General features: G+C 44.2%; 17 protein-coding genes, 1 tRNA gene and 1 pseudogene. 14 read left to right on the plus strand and 5 right to left on the minus strand.

Translation table 11 applies throughout. From position 1 onward, the window contains the following. Positions 1–76: 76 nt before the first annotated feature. The 7 genes from trpB (at position 77) to ABYU67_RS08070 (ending at position 8,714) form a co-directional block, all read left to right on the plus strand. Positions 77–1,351, plus strand: coding sequence for a tryptophan synthase subunit beta (gene trpB, locus ABYU67_RS08040; RefSeq protein ID WP_372844481.1), 1,275 nt, complete (start codon positions 77–79; stop codon positions 1,349–1,351). Further along, entirely contained in the window at positions 1,352–2,716 is a 1,365-nt protein-coding gene (locus ABYU67_RS08045) for a DUF4062 domain-containing protein (protein WP_372844482.1), read from the plus strand. It begins immediately after the preceding gene. Positions 2,717–2,725: 9 nt separating this feature from the next. After that, a complete protein-coding gene (gene trpA, locus ABYU67_RS08050; RefSeq protein WP_372844483.1) occupies positions 2,726–3,550 on the plus strand; it encodes a tryptophan synthase subunit alpha in 825 nt (274 codons plus the stop codon). A 256-nt stretch (positions 3,551–3,806) separates the two neighbouring features. After that, positions 3,807–4,769, plus strand: coding sequence for an acetyl-CoA carboxylase, carboxyltransferase subunit beta (gene accD / locus ABYU67_RS08055; RefSeq protein ID WP_372844484.1), 963 nt, complete (start codon positions 3,807–3,809; stop codon positions 4,767–4,769). A 319-nt stretch (positions 4,770–5,088) separates the two neighbouring features. After that, the gene (gene folC / locus ABYU67_RS08060; RefSeq protein ID WP_372844485.1) at positions 5,089–6,444 is read left to right on the plus strand and encodes a bifunctional tetrahydrofolate synthase/dihydrofolate synthase; all 1,356 of its coding nucleotides are present in this window, start codon (positions 5,089–5,091) and stop codon (positions 6,442–6,444) included. A gap of 231 nt (positions 6,445–6,675) precedes the next feature. After that, positions 6,676–7,872, plus strand: coding sequence for a LysM peptidoglycan-binding domain-containing protein (locus tag ABYU67_RS08065; protein WP_372844486.1), 1,197 nt, complete (start codon positions 6,676–6,678; stop codon positions 7,870–7,872). Positions 7,873–8,183: 311 nt separating this feature from the next. Next, positions 8,184–8,714 (plus strand): DUF2726 domain-containing protein, encoded by a 531-nt coding sequence (locus ABYU67_RS08070; protein ID WP_372844487.1) that lies wholly within the window; start codon positions 8,184–8,186, stop codon positions 8,712–8,714. A 25-nt stretch (positions 8,715–8,739) separates the two neighbouring features. Here the strand turns inward: ABYU67_RS08070 and ABYU67_RS08075 are convergent, their stop codons facing one another. Continuing rightward, positions 8,740–9,693, minus strand: a complete 954-nt coding sequence (locus tag ABYU67_RS08075; RefSeq protein ID WP_372844488.1) for a DUF1853 family protein — start codon at positions 9,691–9,693, stop codon at positions 8,740–8,742. A 141-nt stretch (positions 9,694–9,834) separates the two neighbouring features. On the opposite strand from ABYU67_RS08075, the gene ABYU67_RS08080 reads away from it, so the two are divergent. After that, positions 9,835–10,137 carry a monooxygenase gene (locus ABYU67_RS08080; protein WP_372844489.1) on the plus strand — a complete coding sequence of 101 codons (303 nt, stop codon included), beginning with the start codon at positions 9,835–9,837 and terminating at the stop codon, positions 10,135–10,137. 79 nt (positions 10,138–10,216) lie between these two features. On the opposite strand, the gene ABYU67_RS08085 is transcribed toward ABYU67_RS08080, so the two are convergent. The 4 genes from ABYU67_RS08085 to gatC all read right to left on the minus strand — a co-directional run bounded on the left by ABYU67_RS08085 (position 10,217) and on the right by gatC (position 13,808). Then, positions 10,217–10,293: transfer RNA gene (locus tag ABYU67_RS08085), tRNA-Pro, on the minus strand. A 105-nt stretch (positions 10,294–10,398) separates the two neighbouring features. After that, positions 10,399–11,928, minus strand: a complete 1,530-nt coding sequence (gene gatB / locus ABYU67_RS08090) for an Asp-tRNA(Asn)/Glu-tRNA(Gln) amidotransferase subunit GatB (protein WP_372844490.1) — start codon at positions 11,926–11,928, stop codon at positions 10,399–10,401. Continuing rightward, entirely contained in the window at positions 11,928–13,424 is a 1,497-nt protein-coding gene (gene gatA, locus ABYU67_RS08095; protein WP_372844491.1) for an Asp-tRNA(Asn)/Glu-tRNA(Gln) amidotransferase subunit GatA, read from the minus strand. The genes gatB and gatA overlap by 1 nt, the downstream gene beginning before the upstream one ends. 69 nt (positions 13,425–13,493) lie before the next feature. Beyond that, positions 13,494–13,808 carry an Asp-tRNA(Asn)/Glu-tRNA(Gln) amidotransferase subunit GatC gene (gene gatC, locus ABYU67_RS08100; RefSeq protein ID WP_372844492.1) on the minus strand — a complete coding sequence of 105 codons (315 nt, stop codon included), beginning with the start codon at positions 13,806–13,808 and terminating at the stop codon, positions 13,494–13,496. 716 nt (positions 13,809–14,524) lie between these two features. Between gatC and ABYU67_RS08105 the strand changes: the two genes are divergently transcribed. The 6 genes and pseudogenes from ABYU67_RS08105 to rpsJ form a co-directional block, all read left to right on the plus strand. Beyond that, complete coding sequence (locus ABYU67_RS08105) at positions 14,525–15,553, plus strand: rod shape-determining protein (protein ID WP_372844493.1); 1,029 nt, start codon at positions 14,525–14,527, stop codon at positions 15,551–15,553. Between the two features lie 223 nt (positions 15,554–15,776). Next, positions 15,777–16,640, plus strand: coding sequence for a rod shape-determining protein MreC (gene mreC, locus ABYU67_RS08110; protein WP_372844494.1), 864 nt, complete (start codon positions 15,777–15,779; stop codon positions 16,638–16,640). Positions 16,641–16,776: 136 nt separating this feature from the next. Next, positions 16,777–17,262 carry a rod shape-determining protein MreD gene (gene mreD / locus ABYU67_RS08115; protein WP_372844495.1) on the plus strand — a complete coding sequence of 162 codons (486 nt, stop codon included), beginning with the start codon at positions 16,777–16,779 and terminating at the stop codon, positions 17,260–17,262. A gap of 125 nt (positions 17,263–17,387) precedes the next feature. After that, a complete protein-coding gene (locus ABYU67_RS08120; protein ID WP_372844496.1) occupies positions 17,388–18,068 on the plus strand; it encodes a nucleoside triphosphate pyrophosphatase in 681 nt (226 codons plus the stop codon). Positions 18,069–18,292: 224 nt separating this feature from the next. Further along, the gene (locus ABYU67_RS08125) at positions 18,293–19,879 is read left to right on the plus strand and encodes a ribonuclease E/G (protein ID WP_372844497.1); all 1,587 of its coding nucleotides are present in this window, start codon (positions 18,293–18,295) and stop codon (positions 19,877–19,879) included. 499 nt (positions 19,880–20,378) lie between these two features. Further along, positions 20,379–20,457, plus strand: a pseudogene (gene rpsJ, locus ABYU67_RS08130) (30S ribosomal protein S10); the annotation flags it as partial.

Below are 20,457 nucleotides of genomic sequence, written 5' to 3' on the forward strand. Positions count from 1 at the left end.
TTTCAACCGCTAAATCACTTAAATATTTTCCCCTTATTTATTTTAAAAAATACCACTTATTAGAGTAGGAATTATCATGAGTCATGTCGCGAGCAAAGATGCATCTGCCACTACCAACGCTATCAATACCTTTACCAATCCAGAGAACGTACAGGACTTTAACCAATATCCGGACGCCCGCGGACATTTTGGTGTGCATGGCGGCCGCTTCGTTTCTGAAACATTAATGGCGGCACTAGAAGAGCTAGAGACGCTTTATACTAAAGTCAAAGCAGATCCAGCGTTCTGGGAAGAGTATCATAATGATTTGGTCAATTATGTCGGTCGTCCAACCCCGCTTTATCATGCCAAGCGTCTAAGTGATGAGATCGGCGGCGCGCAAATTTACTTCAAACGTGAAGACTTAAACCATACTGGCGCGCATAAGGTGAATAACACCATTGGACAAGCACTGCTTGCCAAGATGTGTGGTAAAAAACGTATTATCGCTGAAACCGGCGCAGGTCAGCATGGCGTAGCAACAGCCACGATTGCCGCACGTTTAGGGCTTGAGTGTATCGTTTACATGGGCGCGGACGATGTTGAGCGTCAAAAGATGAACGTCTATCGTATGCGCTTGCTTGGTGCGACGGTGGTACCAGTGACTTCTGGCTCACGTACGCTCAAAGACGCGATGAATGAAGCGATGCGCGATTGGGTCACCAATGTCGACACCACCTATTACATCATCGGCACGGTTGCAGGTCCGCATCCTTATCCGCTACTGGTACGTGATTTTCAAGCGATTATCGGTAAAGAAGCGCGTATCCAGCATCTGCAAAAGACTGGCAAATTGCCTGATGCGCTGGTCGCTTGTGTCGGTGGCGGCTCAAATGCGATTGGGCTGTTTTTTGATTTCTTAAATGATACAGAAGTGAAAATGTATGGCGTTGAAGCCACCGGTGACGGGATTGAAACCGGTCGTCATTCTGCACCACTAGCTGCTGGTCGTATTGGCGTATTGCATGGTAACCGTACGTATCTCATGGCGGATGATGAAGGTCAAATCCAAGAAACCCATTCTATCTCAGCGGGACTTGACTACCCAGGCGTTGGCCCTGAGCACAGTTTCTTAAAAGATATGCATCGTGTTGAATACGTCGGTTGTACCGATAAAGAGTCGTTAGAAGGCTTCCATGAAGTCACGCGTAAAGAAGGCATTATCCCAGCGCTCGAATCTGCCCATGCGGTCGCTTATGCATTAAAACTTGCTAAAACTATGACGCCAGATCAAACCATCATCGTCAATATGTCAGGTCGCGGTGATAAAGATTTGCATTCTGTTATGAAGGCAGAAGGGATTGAGCTTTAGATGATCGATAAAAAATATCAAATTTTTATTAGTTCTACCTATACTGATCTAATTGAACCAAGACAGAAAGTGATAGAGTCAATCTTAAAACAATATCACTTTCCTATTGGCATGGAGATGTTCAGCGCAGCTGACGACGAACAGTGGGATATTATTAAAGAAACCATCGAATCAAGTGATTTTTACATACTACTGATAGGCAGTCGTTATGGGAGTTTAACTACGCAAGGTATAGGTTATACTGAAAAAGAGTATGATTACGCGAAAGAAATTGGTGTTCCAATTTTAACATTCCTCAAAGATGATACTTTGGCTACTACTCCGCAAGAGAGAGAAACTGATCCTATCAAGATTCAGAAGTTACAAAATTTTAGAGAAAAAGTTCAAGATAACAAAATGAGGGAAGTATGGAAGAACTCCGATGACTTAGCTCATAGAGTGAGCATGGCTCTAATGAAAGAATTTACTCGAAAAAATCGTGTAGGTTGGATTAGAGGTGATTCGATATCAGAAGATGCTAGCAAAGAATTACTTGCCTTATCCAGAGAAAATAGAGAATTAAAAGAAGCTCTATCAAAGCTTGAAGCACTAACTAATAGCAGGAAGCCAGAATTAGAACTAATAATAAACAATAATAGTTTATTAAATATTTCTATACCTGATACAGACTGGAGTGATATTTTTATAGATACTCCAGAAGAACTGTCGCTAGAGATACCTGAACACTTAGCTTACTTTGTCACATTAGAAGATATTGAGAAATACAATAAAGCGTTGCCCAGCGAACAAAAAATACATGAATATAATCAGAATATAAAGCTGTACTTTCTTTCGAAGTTTGCCTTAATTTTAGAAATCCTTATCAAAAATTCAGGTAACTTTAAAGCTAATAATGTCAGCGTTGAAATTAAGTTTCCTGATTTTGTAAAATTATCAAAAAATACATCTTTGAAAAAAATCTTATTTCCTAAAGATGTACTCCCGAATAATCCGATACGTAAAGCTGAAAGTGAGTATGAGGCTAGCTTAAAAAATACCTTCTCAGGTCTAGGCATTGCAAGGTATTCAGATCGTAATTACATATCAAATATTCGAAGAGACCTTGATATTGTGCGTATTGCAGGTTCAGTCAACCAAAATTCTATTTACATTGTTCAGAATAATACTCTCACTGTAAGCTTGCCAAGCTTACTTCATACTAGGAGCATAAGTATCTCTAATGAAGTTTCTATAATTCCCTTAGAGGAAGGAACAGGTCACATTGAAGTTAATATGATTTGTGAAGAAATGGAAGTTTTAGAAACCATGGTTGTTCCGATCACTGTAAAAAACAATAAAGAATTGACCTTTAATTTAAAATTATAAGAGACCACTATGACCCGAATTGAAAGCACTTTTGAAACCTTAAAAGCACAAAACAAAAAAGCCTTGATTCCTTATGTCATGGCAGGTGACCCCAATCCAAGCAACTTCGTTGGTTTGCTTCATGATTTGGTTAAGCATGGCGCGGATATGATCGAAGTTGGCTTACCGTTCTCTGACCCCATGGCGGACGGTCCAACAGTGGCTTTGGCAGGCGAGCGCGCCCTAGCAGCAGGTACCAGTACGCGTGACGCGTTAAAAATGGTTGCAGAGTTCCGTCAGCAAGACACCCAGACGCCCATTATTTTGATGGGTTATCTCAATCCTGTTGAAATTATCGGTTATGATAACTTCGTCGCGCTATGTGAACAGTCAGGCGTTGATGGGTTATTGATGGTTGATTTGCCACCAAGCGAGGCGGGCAGTTTTACTCAGCATTTGGCTGAGCATGCGATGAATGAGATTTTCTTATTGTCACCGACGACCTTACCTGAGCGCCGTGAGCAAGTACTGACTCATTGCGGCGGTTATATCTACTACGTCTCACTAAAGGGCGTGACAGGTTCAGCCACGCTGGATACCGACGATGTTGCGATTCAAGTACAGGCGATTAAGGCAGAGACAGATCTGCCGGTATGTGTGGGCTTCGGTATTCGTGATGCAGCGTCTGCCAAGGCCATCGGTGCTCATGCTGATGGTATTATCGTTGGTAGTGCCTTGGTTCAGAATTTTGCTGACATAGATGCCAGTGATGCCACTGCGGTTGCAGCCGCTCAGCAAAAAATCATGGCAAAAATGGACGAGCTACGCGGCGCGCTTGACAGTTTAAATGCTTAGTTTGTGTAAAACCAAATTATCGTCATTTACATCGTCAAGGCAGTATGAATAACAATGTTTATAAAGACAGGGTTAAATGACTTTGCTAAAGTTAGTTTACGTGTGTAAACTAACATCACATATAAATTGTTACAGGTTCAGCTAAGCATGCCTCATAACCGCTCAGATTATAAGGCGATGTGACGCATGAGCTGATTCTTAAAAATGGACTCTTAGGGACAAGCGAATAAGCCAGTTTGTCGATAAGCCTTTGATAATGGCGAATAATATGACTGATACGATAATGAAACCTGATATGACGACTCCAAGCCATACTGAAAAAAGCAACGTTGAGCCAAACAGTAACACTGCTGGGCAATCGTGGTTTAATCGCCCGATACCAGGCATTAAGCAGCAGTTAACAGCGCAATTGACAGCCGTAGAGACAGAACCTTCTACAAAATGTAGCAACTGTCACTCTATAATCACCAATACAGCGCTGATTTTTAACTGTTACGTGTGCCCGCATTGTGACCATCATCTACCGATGAGTGCTCGTGAGCGCTTAAATTGGCTACTCGATCAAGTAGAAGATGAGCTTGGGCAAGAGTTTATCGCCAAAGATCCGCTAAAGTTTGTAGACAGTAAGCCATATCCAAACCGTATGGCGGAAGCACAAGACAAAACAGGCGAGTCTGAAGCCCTGATAGTACTGTATGGTAAGCTGCGCAATCTTGATGTGGTGACTTGTGCCTTTGATTTTCGCTTTATGGGCGGCTCGATGGGTTCTGTCGTTGGTGACCGTTTTGTGCAAGCAGCTGAAAAAGCCCTTGAGGATAAAGTACCTTTGGTCTGCTTTGCCGCCTCTGGCGGAGCGCGTATGCAAGAAGGCTTGCTCTCACTCATGCAGATGGCTCGAACAGCGGCCGCAATCGAGCGTTTGCGATTAGCTGGCGTACCGTATATCGTGGTATTGACCAATCCTGTTTATGGCGGGGTGACGGCATCACTTGCGATGCTTGGTGATATTCATTTAGCAGAACCAAAAGCCATGATTGGCTTTGCAGGTAAGCGCGTGATTGAGCAAACAGTTCGTGAGACGCTAGAAGAACCGTTCCAGCGTGCTGAGTTCTTATTAGAGCATGGTGTGGTCGATGAAGTGGTGCACCGTCATCAAATGATTGATACTATTTATCGTTTGCTGGCAAAATTAAGTCATCTGCCTAATGTTGATGCTTAGTACTTTAGCACCTTAGTACGCTTAATTGCTTAATAAATAAGAGCGTTAGCAATAGCGTTCTGCTGGGATAAATTTTCCACGCTTGCTGTAGGCTTCGTACTCCAGAAGCTTTGCAAAATTTATCCCAGTAGCCCTGTCAGTAGTACTGTGTTTTTTAAATTGGCTAGACTAAGTAAAAATTAAAAATAGCATTTATCGTTAATCACGGTAAATGCTATTTTTGCTTTTTGATCAGGTAGTTATATACTGTCTCTATTTTCTTAATGAATAATGTCTGACCCTCTATTTTTATTCGAAAAATTCTATATAGGTTCCGCCCATGTCTGACTCTCTACTTTCTACCCCTAATACGCCCACTGAGCACTCTAGCTTGACCGAATGGCTCGATTATATGCAGCAGATTCATGTCTCGGCGATAGATATGGGGCTATCTCGAGTACTGCCAGTCGCTGAGGCCTTGGGCGTGGTACAGTCGGCCAAAGACGATGCTTATGTATTTACGGTAGCGGGCACCAATGGTAAAGGCTCAACCACCGCAGTTATCGCGCAGATGTGCCAAGCGGCAGGATATAAAACAGCCCTCTATCAGTCGCCGCATCTAAGTGTGTTTAACGAGCGCGTGCGTATCGATGGAGAGATGGTCAGCGATAAGACCTTGATTAATGCCTTTAATAAAGTAGAAGCCGCGCGTCTCGAATGCGATTTAACCTTGTCGTTTTTTGAGATGACGACACTTGCCGCATTGTTGATATTCGCTGAAGCAGACTGTGATGTATGGGTGTTAGAGGTGGGGCTCGGCGGTCGCTTAGATGTGGTCAACATCATCGACCCTGATATGGCAGTGATTACCAATATTGCCATCGATCATGTCGATTGGCTTGGTGACAATGTTGAAGATATCGGTCGTGAAAAAGCAGGTATCTTACGTCATGGTATCAGCGTGGTTTATGGCGCTAGTGCCATGCCAGTGAGCGTGCAGCAAGCGATTGATACACATCAGGCAAGGTGCTATCAAGTCGGCAAGGATTTTAGTTACCACGAAAATGACGCCGGTACTTGGCAATATAGCAATGCCGCTGTGACCATGCAGCTACCACGCCCAGCGCTGTCCTTGACCAATACGGCCAACGCTTTGTCAGCGGTGCTCGCCAGCCCGTTAAAAGTGGATAACACTGCCATCGAACAAGCATTACAGACGGTCAAGCTTGCTGGTCGTTTTGACTATCGTGAGACCCACCATCGCCATTGGCTGTTTGATGTCGCTCATAATAAGCAAGGCGTTGAGTTTTTATTGGCGCAGTTATTGCCATTATGGCAGCAACATTTGGCACAGCAAAGTACTGTTAGCCAAAATAGTGCGACACCGCCGACCATCAAAATGCTGTTCTCCATGTTAGGTGATAAAGATATCGATAAAGTTGTGCAGCGTTTAACGACAGCAGGTTTGCCTATTAGTGATTGGTTTATTGCTGAGATTGATTATCCGCGTGCTGCTACTACCGAGCAGCTACAGGGTATCTTGGCAAAGTATATTAATAGCGACCAAATTCATACGTTTGCCCGTTTGCCAGAGGCAACGAGTGCCGTGATAGACAGCAGTCAGCCACAAGATTTGATTGTCGTCTGCGGCTCTTTTCATACCATAGGAGAGACGTTAGCGGCACTACGCCCCTAATCATTTAAGCAAAAATAGTACCGTTTTAATGGTACTCTTAGTGATAGGGTGATGGCAGACAGCACGAAAAATATGCTTTATAATCAAAGTGCTTAAAACAAACTGCATCACTGTAAAATAGATGAATGTAACCGGCGCTCATAACGGCTGTTTCAAGTTATCGATATCATGCGTTAACATGGCAGCTGCGCCGTCCAATCAACCTTATTACCAACTAAGAGACGTAAACGGATGAATTTTTCGAGACAAGCCTTATTGGGCATTGGGATGATTATCGGTGGTAGCGTAATGCTATACGCCATGGTGCAACAAATTGGTGATACCAATAAAACACAGCCAGCGTCAGCGATGATAGATAAGCCAAGTGCTGAGCCGACCTCTACGCAGCCATTGACAACAGATATCGAAACAGAAAAACGTATCTTGGCACAAAAGCAAAAAGAGCGTGCTGCTCGTGTTGCAGAACAAGAAAAGCGAGCCCAGCAGTTCCTAACTGCACAAGAAGAGGCAGAAGCACAGGCATTGGCAAAAGCACGCGCTGAAAGTCAGCAATATCTGGCGAGCACCATACCAAGTAGTGATAATAGTACTGATGCTAGCAGTACTAATGAAGATACGACAAAGAGCACACTTGCTACACCGATATCGGCATCCACTGATACACAGACGTCTACCAATGCTGCTGCCAGTAATGACGCACAGAAAAAACTGCAAGCAGAGCAGCAGGAAGCGAGAAGGCAAGCGGCATTGAAAGAACAAGCTGCGGCAAAAAAATTAGCAGAGAGCCAAAAAGCCGCAGACGCTAAAAAGCAGGCTGAAGCCTTAGCTACTGCGCAAAAAAAGCGTGAGGCGGATGACGCCGCAAAAAAAGAGCCGCCTAAGTCGTCCTCTGATTATCAAGTCAAAAGAGGTGATGGTCTGATTAAATTGGCACGTCAGTACAATATGCCGGTCGAAGTATTGGCACAAGCAAATAACCTCTCACCATCAACATCGCTCAATCTTGGACAAACCATTACCATTCCATCGCGTAAGCAGGTAGAGCGCTTAGAGCGGGAAGCGGCAGCGGCTGAGCAAGCGCGTGAAGATAAGCGCCAAAGAGAAGAAGCATTGGCGAAAAAGTCAGCAGATGCTAAGCGAGAAGCGCAGCAAAAACTTAGTGAAGCGCGTAAGGAAGTCAAAGAAACCGATGCTAAAGGTAGCTTTGGGGTACAAGTAGCACTAGCAAACGATCAAGCCAAAGCGGATGAGATGGCGAAAAAATTTCAAGCGGCAGGATATCAGGTGAAGACCAGCCGCACCAGTCGCGGCGTACGAGTGATCGTTGGTCCTGAGCGCGGTAAAGTTGCAGCCTTGGCTTTAAAAGATAAGATTAATAGTGATCCTAAAGTGAATACCACCAGCGCTTGGGTATTATACTGGCGCTAGAGATTGTTAAATTGCTAGACGCACGATAATGAATAGGCCTCTACCATTTTGATGAAAGAGCTTTTATTTACCCCTTATTAAAACCTTTATGATTAAAACACGACATCTATTGTCGTGTTTTTTGTTTTAGTGTTTGTCCATAAGCTCATACTTCGTTACGATGAGCAGCATTTTTTCTTTTTGTTTCTCTCTGTATAACCTGTCAGCCCATAAGGGTCGACCTGTTGCAGTTAAAGGTGGTTTGTTATGGTGGCTAGGTTGGCATTATAAGCAAGCTATCTCACTGCTTTGATACTGTATAAGGTAAAACCATGTCATTTGGCGTTATATTTTTAATATTGGCAGTTGGCTTTTTGGGGCTGATTACCTTACCAAAACTGTTTTCTAATAAACAAGTTGTTGAACCAGATCCGCCGCCTGTGCGCGGTGATGAGTTGGCTATTTGGCCGTTTGCGCCGATGCCAATCATGACCGATACCGAAGTAATATTTTTTCATAAATTAAAAAATGCATTGCCGGAATATCATATCTTTGTGCAAGTTCAGCTGTCGCGTATCATCGAGGCCAATAGTAGCGAGACGTCTGAGCGCAGTTTTTGGTTCAATCGTATCTGCCGCCAAAGTGTTGACTATGTCATCGTTGATGTTGATGCTCAGACTACTTTGGTTGCGATCGAGCTCGATGATTGGACGCATAGCAGTAAAGCAAGGCAAAAAGCCGATGATAAGAAAGACAAAGCGCTTGCCAGTGCAGGCATTGCTATCGTGCGCTTCCATGCGGAGCGCATGCCAAGTGCCGACATGCTGCGATATGAGCTTATGCAGGTGATTGAGAGTTACTAAACGCTATTAAGGTGATGATAAAAGCTTAAAGTTTATCTGCGGCTTTGGCATGCAACTTAGAGTATATGACAATCGGTCTATCGCTCGCGAAGTATAAGCCTATCTTTAATGTATCGTTTTCTGGATTGATCCGTGGCGATAGACGGTCATCATAAAAGTCGCGCTTGCTAAACCATTCGATATAATGGGCGACACGCAATGTACTACGATCGATGGTCGCAAGATTGAGCTTGTCACCTTTATCACACCATTCGTGTATGGGAAAACTTGCTGTGAGCCAATGAGGATGACTAAAGCTTTTGATGTTTATCGGCAAAAAGAATCGCCCTTTTATCACGCCATAGCGCTTATCAATTTTAATTTGACCATGTTTTTCCGTATCTATCCATACAGTTCGAAACTGCTTGGTTTGCATGTGGGTCACTTTGCGTTGTAGATTGTCGTTGGAGTTGATACCGACCCAGTTGATCGGCTCAAAGGGCGCTGACCCCATAAAGAACTTGATAGCCAGCTCCCAATGTTCAGTGAGCTTCTCCTCATGATTATATAAAATCAAATCCAGCTCACCCGTGGTCTGTTTGCCATTATATAACTGCACGTTGTGAGCAAGTGTCTCATAGGGATGTAATCTGCGGGCAAAGCCATCCTCTAGCCAAAATGACAATAAGCCTTCAAAGTGAAAACCCAAACGATTGGGGCTCGGACGCTTTAATAAGTAGCGGGTCAGCGCCTGATAGGCACTGGTAGTATCTAACTCCTCTAAACGCTGCTTATAAGCTTCAAACTGCATTTGCCAAAATGCTGCGTTATGTACTGAGATAGGATGAGTATTTTGGTGAGGTGCAAAGTCTAGCCACTTGGTCAATACATTAGGGCAGGCAAGCACATACGCCAAATCACGCACATAAGGTCGCTGATAAGCTCCCCAAGGTGCATAATCAGCGAGAGTGGCAGGGCACGGCATGCTAAGCTCAGACATAAAGTAAACCAGAGTAAACGTAAAGTATTTACCCTAGCGGCTCACTTGCCAAAAGTCTATAGGCTATCGCAATATGTTAAGATTGTCGTCATCTGGCGGCATATCTTTTGCAAATTATTCAATAATAATGAGGATGGAAAAATGAAATATCTTTTACAAGTTGACTTTCCTTATAGCGGACCTTTTGGTGAGCAATTCTTTGATGCTATGAAAGAGTTGGCCGAAGATATCGCAACCGAGCAGGGTCTGGTCTATAAGCTATGGACAGAAAATGAAGAGGCGCAAGAAGCAGGCGGTATTTATGTGTTTGATAATCTGAATGATGCCAATCGATACTTGGAGAAGCATACTCAAAGGCTGACTTCATTTGGCTTTAAAGATATTAAATCTAAGGTGTTTATCATCAATGAAGCGCTAAGTGCGATTACTAAAGCGCCTTTGTAATATCAAATGATATGTAATGAGCACAAAAAAAGCCAACCATTGATATCAATAATTGGCTTTTTTCTTTAACTGCTATGTTTGGTCGGAACGGCAGGATTTGAACCTGCGACCACTACACCCCCAGTGTAGTGCGCTACCAGACTGCGCTACGCCCCGAATGACTGACTATTTTACGCAAAATTATGCATATTGCAAGGGCTATTTATTGTAGCCAAACTCTATAACCCCAATTTACGTATCATAACCAATCCGCCGCTTACCTTAACCAAGCAGCTCTTTTAGAATTTGGTTCACTTGCTGCGGATTGGCACTACCACGACTGGCTTTCATGACTTGACCGACCAGACCGTTAAAGGCTTTCTCTTTGCCGCCGCGATACTCTTCAACCATTGCGGTATTCTTAGCAATGACGTCTTCAACGATGGCTTTGATAGCGCCAGTATCGGTTTCTTGCTTCAGCCCTTTTTCTTCGATGATTTTATCTGCAGCGTCATCAGCATCGCCCCTTTCGCGCTCGTACAAAGCGCTAAAGACTTTCTTCGCCAATTTGCCAGATAAGGTATCATCTTTGATACGCGCGAGCATACCAGCCAATTGCTTGGCGCTGATAGGGGAGTCGATGATATCTTTATCGTCTTTATTGAGCGCGCCGAGAAGGTCACCCATAACCCAGTTGGCTGCCATTTTGGCATCTGCTTGCCCAATTTCTGCAACCACATTTTCAAAGTAATCGGCAATTTGACGGCTACCCGTCAAGATGCGGGCATCATACTCTGATAGACCCAGCGCTTCTTCAAAGCGGGCGCGACGAGCGACTGGCAGCTCAGGCATAGCCGCTTTAATAGCATCAACCGTATGTTGCTCGATACGCACAGGCAGCAGATCAGGATCTGGGAAATAGCGATAGTCGTTGGCATCTTCTTTGGTGCGCATGGTGCGAGTTTCGTCGCGCTCTGGGTCATACAGCATCGTTGCTTGTACGACCTTGCCGCCATCTTCTATGATATCGATTTGACGCTCGATTTCACGGTTGATAGCGCGCTCGATAAAGCGGAACGAGTTAAGGTTTTTCAGCTCAGTACGAGTCCCAAGCTCGCCTCCAGGTCTGCGCACAGAGACGTTACAATCACAGCGGAATGAGCCTTCAGCCATAATGGCATCTGAAATACCAAGCCATGTGACCAGCTGATGAATGGCTTTGATATAAGCAAGGGCTTCATGAGCTGAGCGCATATCAGGTTCAGAGACGATTTCGATTAATGGTGTGCCAGCGCGGTTTAGATCCACGCCTGTCATACCATCGACGGCATCATGCACAGATTTACCCGCATCTTCTTCTAAATGGGCGCGGGTAATACCCATACGTTTGGGATATTCATTTTTCTCGCCTTCATTGACCACAACATCAATATAGCCTTCGCCAACAATAGGGTTGGCCATTTGGGTAATTTGATAGCCTTTTGGCAAATCAGGATAGAAGTAGTTTTTACGGTCAAAGGTATTGAATAAGCCAAGCTCGGCATTAACGCCGATACCGAATTTTAGTGCACGATCGACCACACCCGCATTTAGCACAGGCAGCACACCCGGCAAACCTAAGTCTACGATACTGGCTTGGCTGTTTGGCTCGTGACCAAAGTCAGTTGGCGCGCTTGAGAAAATCTTACTTTCAGTATTCAGCTGGCAGTGAATCTCGATACCGATGACCACCTCATAACCATCAACGAATAGCTCTGGACGCACATCATGTTTGCGAACGGCGTTGTTATCACTAGTAGTTGCTGTGTTCATTATACCGTCTCCTTCGCGATGGTAGAGTGTTGCAGATGATGGTCTGTATGCTGCTGGAATAAATGAGCGGTAGAGAGCAGTTTGCTTTCTTGCCAATATTGACCAATCAATTGCAAACCAATAGGTAAGCCGTTTGATGTCAGCCCCACTGGCTGACTAATCGCAGGTAGACCTGCTAAGTTAACACCAATGGTATAAACGTCACCTAGGTACATGGTTGCAGGGTCGAGGTCTTCACCAAGTTTATAAGCGGCCGTTGGAGCCGTTGGACTGGCAATCACATCACAGTTAGCAAAAGCATCTTCAAAGTCTTTGATGATGATACGGCGCACTTTTTGAGCCTTAGTATAATAGGCATCAAAGTAACCAGCCGATAGCGCATAAGTTCCTGACAAAATACGGCGCTGTACTTCAGGACCAAAGCCCTCAGAGCGTGAGCGCGTATATAGGTCAATCAAGTCTTTAGGGTTTTCACAGCGATAACCAAAACGCACGCCGTCAAAACGTGACAGGTTCGATGATGCTTCAGCTGGTGCGAGCATATAGTAGGTAGCAAGCGTGATCTCTGGATCAGTGATGTTCACTTCTACAATCGTTGCCCCTAGCTCTTCGTATTGCTTTAACGCGGCGCGGGCTGCTTGCTCTACTTCGCTATCAAGCCCTGTACCAAAGTATTCTTTGGCGACACCAATGCGCAAACCAGCAAACGGTTTTTCACCAGCGCTGGCTGCGGCATCACGTAAATCTTGTACATAATCAGGCATATCGTATTTGATAGAGGTGGCATCGCGCGGGTCATGCCCAATCATTGGTTGCAGCAAGTACGCGCAGTCCATTGCGCTGCGTCCCATGCTACCGGCTTGATCGAGACTTGAGGCATAAGCAATCATCCCAAAGCGAGAAACGCGACCATAAGTCGGTTTAATACCCGTTAAACCGCAAAAAGACGCTGGCTGGCGAATCGAGCCACCGGTATCACTACCGGTCGCTACAGGTACGAAACCCGCTGCAACAGCTGCTGCACTACCACCTGATGAACCACCAGGGACGTGGTCTAGGTGCCAAGGGTTATGTACCGCACCATAATGTGAGCTTTCATTATCTGAGCCCATCGCAAACTCATCCATATTGAGCTTACCAAGGCTGATCATGCCAGCTTTATCAATATTGGTAACGATGGTTGCATCATAAGGAGAGATGAAGTTATGCAGCATTTTTGAGCCACAAGTGGTCAATACGCCTTGGGTACAAAAAATATCTTTATGTGCCATAGGTACGCCAAGTAAAGGGCGCTTATCACCTTGCACACGCATCTCATCAGCCGCTTTTGCTTGTGCGCGCGCCGTCTCAGAGGTATGAGTGATAAAGCTATTAACTTTACCATCAAGGGCATTGATACGTTTGATATAGTGATCAGTCAGCTCAAGGCTGCTAAATTGTTTGTCTTGCAGACCAGTAATAAGCTGCTGGGTACTTAATAGATGAAGTTCAGACATAAGGTCTCGTCCGTCAAAATGTGAATAGCATAAAGGTATAGGAGGTTAAAATAATAAAGCGATGGCTACTTATTCAATAACCTGTGGTACCAAATACAAGCCCTCTTCAACAGCAGGGGCGACCGACTGATTGCGTTCGCGATTGATATCATGTTTGGCAACATCAGCTCGCAACTCTTGGCAAGCTTCATGAATATTTGATAAAGGTTTGATATCAGTGGTATCGACATTGCCAAGCGTATTCATCAGCTTGAGTATTTTAGAGATATCAGCAGCGTAGCTATCGGCAGTATTTTCATCGACGCCTAAACGGGCAAGGTTGGCAACTTCTAAGATCTCTTCACGGCTGACGGTGTTGTCAGACGTTAATGGTTGCTGTGACATAGTGTCTCCAATTACGGACAGTTTTTGTTAGAGTAGGATATGATTAAAACAGATAAGCGCTAAAATAAGCGACTTATATAAAGATGTAAATATACAATGGTTTTATTATAAAGCATCTGACCGAAGTTTACAGAGTAGGACACTTGATTGACGCACAATCTTTACGCCTATGGTTACTTAAAAGCACCTTATTCATTATTACTTTATTAAAAGACCCAATTTGATAAGCGATTGCGTATGGATGACTGGATAGTAGAGGCTTCATCGTCAATTACACTGCATTCAATGGCGAAATACGTTACAGTAGGAAGCGGTCGCTAAGCAAACGATTAAGCCAACTATTAAGCAAAGTACCTGGTAACCATTAAGCAAAATATCTAGTAGCTATCATAAGATGGCAGCTGTTTGTTAGTGGTTGAATTAAAGGCTGTTTCATCAAAGCGGCTGCTAAGGTCTACGATTTCAAACTTTGTAACAACTTTTAGCGCATAAGCGCAAAATCCTAGCGTACTGATGCAAATATCTGTGTTTTTTTTGAGCCAAATCGGTATAATTTAGCTCAGTTTTTCGTTTCATCATTATTGCTTCGATTTGACTTGTTGCGATGATAAACTCTCGCAATGAGTGATACGATCTGCTCAACCCTGACGAACATATACTTAGTCAGCCTCATCCGCCTCATTCGCCTCATTTGTAACACGCTGGAAATATTAGTCATGAACCTGTTTGGATTTTTATCAAATAACATCGCAATCGACCTCGGTACTGCGAATACCCTTATTTTTATTCCTGGTAAAGGCGTGGTGCTCGATGAGCCTACAGTGGTTGCGCTTCGAAGCAATCGTACACAGAACCCTACCGTAGCTGCCGTTGGTATCGATGCCAAGCAGATGCTTGGTCGTACGCCTGCCAATATCACCGCTATCCGCCCATTAAAAGATGGTGTGATTGCAGACTTTGAAGTGACGCAAAAAATGCTTAAGCATTTTATTGCCAAGGTAAAGGCCAAGCGTTTTATGGCGCAGCCTAACGTGGTGGTTTGTGTTCCTTGTAAATCGACTCTAGTTGAGCGTAAAGCGATTCGTGAAGCGGTATCATCAGCGGGCGCGAGCAAAGTATTGTTATTAGAAGAGCCAATGGCAGCGGCAATTGGCGCGGGCATGCCAGTTCATGAAGCCAGTGGTTCGATGGTTGTTGATATCGGTGGTGGTACCACTGAGATTGCCGTTATCGCCTTGTCAGGTTGCGTTTACGCCGAATCTATTCGTATCGGTGGTGATATGTTTGATGAAGCGATCATCACCCACGTACGTCGTACCCATGGCTGCGTGATTGGTGAAACCACGGCTGAGCGTATCAAGCAAGAAGTGGGCTCTGCGCTTAACGAAGAAAGTATGTTAGAGGTCGAAGTTCGTGGCCGTAGTATGGCTGAGGGTGTGCCTAAAACCTTTACCATCAATTCAGAAGAGATTCAAAAAGCGCTTAGTGATCCATTAAGCGGTATCGTCAGCGCGGTAAAAGCAGCGCTTGAGCAGACGCCCCCAGAGCTGTCATCAGACATCGCTGAGCGCGGTATCGTCTTGACCGGTGGTGGTGCGCTATTACGTGACTTAGATAAACTCATCTCACGAGAAACAGGTCTGCCAGTGACAGTCGCCGAAGACCCATTAACCTGTGTGAGCCGTGGTGGCGGTATTGCGCTTGATTTTATCAATAACAAAAGCCTAAATATGATTTTTGTATAAATCATTGTTTATCAAGTACTTTCTATTAGGCGCTGTCATACTAGCAATGCTTGATAAGGCTGACGTTAGTGATAAATAGGTATAAGGAAGCGTAGTAAATAACAGTAAAGGTAGCCCATAAGGTTGCCTTTACTGTTATCAATATAGGCTGTCGATTGCCTTTTATATAGCGCTATTCAGTGCTGGCTTCTGCTCACATTAAAACCTTTACATTAGACGAACTATGACTCCAAGTATTTTTGCTCGCCAGCCACTCGCGCTTCGTATGACTGCTGTTTTATTGATAGTGGCATTGATACTGATGTGGTTCGATAGCAAAAATCCAGAATGGTTCAAACCGATACGCACTACAAGCCACGCCGCGATGCAGCCTATTTATGAGCTGTCTTTATTACCAAGCTATGCCAAACACTGGTCAAGTGGTAGCTTGCAATCAAAAGAGGCTCTGCGCCGCGAAAATGTGCAGCTCAAATCCCAGCTTATTCATGCCCAAGCCAAGTTACAGCAGCAGGATTATATCTTGGCCCAAAATGCCCGCTTGCAAGGTATTTTATCGACCACACGCCCTGAACAATTTGATTTGAATCTGGCACAGGTGATTGGTACTGATACCAATCTATTGCGCCAAATTGTGGTATTGAATAAAGGGGAGCAAGACGGGGTACAAGTTGGGCAGACGGTCATTGATGAAGACGGTATTTTAGGGCAGATCATCAATGTCTATCCTAATACCAGCCGTTTATTATTGATTACTGATGAGCAGCAGTCCGTTGCCGTTACTGTCAAGCGAACCGGTCAGCGCGCTATTGTCACCGGTCAAGGCATACCTACTTCATTGAGTCTTGATTATGTTTTTAAAACCTCAGATGTTCGCGTGGGTGATGAGCTGGTATCGTCCGGATTAGGTGGTCGTATCCCTGCCGGTTACCGAGTTGGTCGCATTGCTCATATAGAGGACACGCAAGCGGATAATTTTAGAAGCATTGATGTCACGCCTGCTGCAAATTTTGTGGATAATGCTTATGTGCTGATCCTGCAAGACAAGCTGGCTAATAAAGACAGTATTGGCGTCAATGAACCTTTATAATTATTATGAGAGCTAGTCATACGCTGATACTTAGCCGCTATTCTATGTAAGCGCGCTGTTTTACCCTTCGTTTTTATTCCTGCAATGCTGAATTTATTATTGAGTAACTGCTAAACCTCCGCTAAAGGTAGTATTCATGGCCTATCCTGATTCTGATCATGCAAATGGGCTATTGCATGCCGTGATTGTACTGAGTTTTATTATTGCCTCATCACTTAGTGTTTATCCACTAAGCCCTAGTATGGCCACATTGCGCCCTATGATCATGATCATGGTACTGATTTTCTGGTTACTCTTTCAGCCACGTTATGTGGGCATTTTTAGTGCCTTTACCATTGGTCTTATTGCTGATTTATTGATGGATACGCATTTAGGACAACAAGCATTTTCTGCTGTGGTAGTGGCGCTGATGATAAAAGTGTCTAGTATCTATATTAGACAGCTGAACACAGCGAGTGCGTGGATAATAGCGGGTTTGGGACTGCTAGTATTTCAAGGAAGCTTATGGATACTGCAGATGTTTGTACAAGGTGTCTTTGTTGCCCAATCTATCTTTTCTTTATTGATGAGTATTATTAGCTGGCCCTTGGTGCTTTTGGTACTGCGAAAGTTTGTACGTTAATCAAGCCATCATGAAATTATCAAAATAAAATTCCAATCAGCAAACCTTTTTACAGGCATTCAGATAAACAACACTCATTTACTATAAGCTATCAATACTGAGTTTTTCATCATAAGAGAGTACAGATGGACATCATCTTAGCCTCTGGCTCGCCGCGCCGCCGCGAGTTATTAAACAGAGCACAACTAAAATTTACTGTCATCAGCGTCGATATCGATGAAACGCCTTACCAAGATGAATCCCCTAAAAACTACATTGCCCGTATGGTCGCCGCCAAAGCCGAAGCAGCCACTGCCGCGCTAAACAGTCAATTAAAAAATAGTGACCCTTATGCTTCTACATCTTTGACATCTGGGTCTGTTATCTTATTAACGTCTGATACCATTGGCGTATTACCAGATGGCAAAACAGTCTTAGTCAAACCAAGCGATCGCGCCGATGCGTATCGTATGTGGCAGCAAATGTCCGACAGCACTCATGAAGTATGGACGGCGGTACAAGCAACACAGCTCTCATTACAGCCTACACATTGTGATAAGCCCGCTACTGAACACGTATGGCAAATGATCAAGCAGCAACACATTATTGAACGCACAGAGGTCACCTTTGTCGCGCTTACCCAAGAGATGATGAGTGAGTACTGGGACAGTGGCGAGCCTGCAGATAAAGCAGGTGGCTATGGTATTCAAGGTTTGGGTGCGGCGTGGGTTAGCCGTATCAATGGCAGCTACACCAATGTAGTAGGCTTGCCGCTTGCACAAACGCTGGCATTGATTAAACAGATGAGCAATGACGCTTGTGACTAATTTGCTAAAAGCAGTTTGCTGTAATGTCTGAAGACCTTAGATATCGCAAAAGGTAAAAGTAGATGCTTATGTTTCAGCTAAGCTTACTATTTAGTTAAGTATTTATTCTACGGCACATAATGACACGCTTGTACCATGGGCAAAAGCAAAGTGCATTTGTTACACTATAAAGCTACCAAACTATGAATGCTTTACCAGAAAGCTAAGTGATAAGAGAAAATACTATGTCCGAAGAGCTGCTGATTAATATTAGTCCCATGGAATCCCGTGTCGCCGTATTAGACAACGGTATTTTAGGCGAGATTTATATTGAGCGTCATCATAAACTGGGTTTGGTTGGTAATATTTATTTGGGTACCGTGGTACGTGTGCTGCCGGGTATGCAAGCTGCTTTTGTGGATATTGGTCAATCACGTACCGCATTCTTGCACGTCAACGACATGCAGCGCGAACCGCGCCCTGCACCCAAAAGTAATAAAGTTGAGAAACTGGGCGATGAGCGCAGCATAATAGAGGCGACAGCTGATGATCTAGCCATCACGCCGCCTGTCGTCAGTACGCAGAACACAGAAGTGATACCGGTAACTAAAACCCTTATCCAGCACCGCCTACACGAAAGTCAGCGTATTTTGGTACAAGTCACTAAAGACCAGCTGGGCAGTAAAGGCGCGCGCTTAACCACCAATATATCGCTGCCATCACGCTACTTGGTCTATTTGCCATCGAGTGAGCATATTGGTATCTCGCAACGTATTGATGGTGAAGAGGAGCGTACCCGCCTGAAGACTGAGCTTACTAGCTTAATGCAAACGGTCAATCTTAAAGGCGGATTGATTGCACGTACGGCGGCAGAGCGTGTGCCCGTCGATAAGCTTGAAGAAGATATTTACTACTTACTACAGCTATGGCGAACGATATGCGCCCGTCGTCAAGAGATGAAGCCCAATCAAAGCTCTGAGCTTATTTATCAAGAATTATCGCTACCACTGCGCTCTATCCGCGATTTGGTCCATGCCGGTACTGAAAAAGTGATTGTTGATAATGCGCAGATATATGAGCAAATTAGGTACTTTGCCAAAGAATTTGTGCCTTTTGTCTATGATCGCATCGTGCATTATACCGCCGAGCAGTCGCTGTTTGATGTGCACCGTGTTGAGGATGATTTACGCGATGCGCTTAAACGCCGCGTTGATTTAAAGTCGGGCGGTTATCTGATTATTGACCAAACTGAAGCAATGACTACCATTGATGTCAATACCGGCTCATTTGTTGGCGGGCGTTCATTAGAAGATACCGTTTATAAAACCAATCTTGAGGCTACCCATGCCATTGCGCGGCAGCTGCGTCTGCGTAATCTTGGCGGCATTATCATTCTAGATTTTATTGATATGCTTGAGCAGCAGCATAAAGATGATATTCTTGAGAGCTTGCAATCACAGCTGCTACAAGATTATGCCAAAACTAAAATCACTCAGGTCAGTGAGCTTGGTTTGATTGAGATGACGCGCAAACGTACCCGCGAGTCGCTCGGTCAGCAGCTCTGTGAGCCGTGCTCAACCTGTCAAGGTCGCGGCTTTGTTAAAACCGCTGAGACGGTTTGCTTTGAGATATTCCGTGAGATCATGCGCTGCGCTCGCACTTATAACTCGCCAAAGAAATTCACGGTGGTCGCTCATGCCGCTGTGATTGATCTATTGCTGACCTCAGAGTCAGATACCGTGGCAGATTTAGAATATTTATTGGGTAGGGTGATTACCTTTGACGTTGAAAATTTGTATACCCAAGAGCAATATGACATTGTATTAGACTAACATTATGTGCTGAGATTTTGCCTGAATGTTATAGAGCAACTTGATATAAAACGATGAAAATTGCAGGCGTTTAATAGGGCAGTTTAGTTTTAATACTGGATAAACAATCCGATTATAAGTGGATAGAATTCAGTTTAAAAACCAATATTTATCTCAAATCATTATGTCTGTCATTATGAATAAGGCCCTTGCAATCGTTTGAGAATTATGTATAATACACACCACTGAATTATATATGCGCGGCCAATTAAACAGCTGGCGCTATGACAGCTAGAGCATCGTTTCTAGCACTATTTCATTATGCCTTTGCTGACGTCCTATAATGGAAGGGTCGGCGGGGCTTTAAACTATTTTACTTTTGGCACGCTATAAGTTCCGTTAACGAACTCATTCTGGTTAAGAACAGAAGGCCGCTTTAAGTGAATATTTAACCAAACGGCTTTTGCTCATATCCTTGCAAAGCAAGAATGACCAAAGCCCATATTAGGAGCTTGCTGGCATGGCTAACCAGAGAATCCGTATCCGTCTTAAGTCTTTTGATCATCGTCTGATTGATCAATCTGCACAAGAGATTGTTG

The organism is Psychrobacter sp. (genome assembly GCF_041554015.1).
Classification (GTDB): Bacteria; Pseudomonadota; Gammaproteobacteria; order Pseudomonadales; family Moraxellaceae; genus Psychrobacter.

Bases quoted from the DNA above. Each gene is read 5' to 3' on its own strand.
- trpA (WP_372844483.1), top strand. From the start codon at position 2,726: ATGACCCGAATTGAAAGCACTTTTGAAACCTTAAAAGCACAAAACAAA.
- ABYU67_RS08075 (WP_372844488.1), bottom strand. From the start codon at position 9,693: ATGTCTGAGCTTAGCATGCCGTGCCCTGCCACTCTCGCTGATTATGCA.
- ABYU67_RS08065 (WP_372844486.1), top strand. From the start codon at position 6,676: ATGAATTTTTCGAGACAAGCCTTATTGGGCATTGGGATGATTATCGGT.
- ABYU67_RS08070 (WP_372844487.1), top strand. From the start codon at position 8,184: ATGTCATTTGGCGTTATATTTTTAATATTGGCAGTTGGCTTTTTGGGG.
- accD (WP_372844484.1), top strand. From the start codon at position 3,807: ATGGCGAATAATATGACTGATACGATAATGAAACCTGATATGACGACT.
- gatC (WP_372844492.1), bottom strand. From the start codon at position 13,808: ATGTCACAGCAACCATTAACGTCTGACAACACCGTCAGCCGTGAAGAG.
- gatB (WP_372844490.1), bottom strand. From the start codon at position 11,928: ATGAACACAGCAACTACTAGTGATAACAACGCCGTTCGCAAACATGAT.
- trpB (WP_372844481.1), top strand. From the start codon at position 77: ATGAGTCATGTCGCGAGCAAAGATGCATCTGCCACTACCAACGCTATC.
- ABYU67_RS08080 (WP_372844489.1), top strand. From the start codon at position 9,835: ATGAAATATCTTTTACAAGTTGACTTTCCTTATAGCGGACCTTTTGGT.
- mreC (WP_372844494.1), top strand. From the start codon at position 15,777: ATGACTCCAAGTATTTTTGCTCGCCAGCCACTCGCGCTTCGTATGACT.
- ABYU67_RS08105 (WP_372844493.1), top strand. From the start codon at position 14,525: ATGAACCTGTTTGGATTTTTATCAAATAACATCGCAATCGACCTCGGT.
- mreD (WP_372844495.1), top strand. From the start codon at position 16,777: ATGGCCTATCCTGATTCTGATCATGCAAATGGGCTATTGCATGCCGTG.
- ABYU67_RS08120 (WP_372844496.1), top strand. From the start codon at position 17,388: ATGGACATCATCTTAGCCTCTGGCTCGCCGCGCCGCCGCGAGTTATTA.
- ABYU67_RS08125 (WP_372844497.1), top strand. From the start codon at position 18,293: ATGTCCGAAGAGCTGCTGATTAATATTAGTCCCATGGAATCCCGTGTC.
- gatA (WP_372844491.1), bottom strand. From the start codon at position 13,424: ATGTCTGAACTTCATCTATTAAGTACCCAGCAGCTTATTACTGGTCTG.
- ABYU67_RS08045 (WP_372844482.1), top strand. From the start codon at position 1,352: ATGATCGATAAAAAATATCAAATTTTTATTAGTTCTACCTATACTGAT.
- folC (WP_372844485.1), top strand. From the start codon at position 5,089: ATGTCTGACTCTCTACTTTCTACCCCTAATACGCCCACTGAGCACTCT.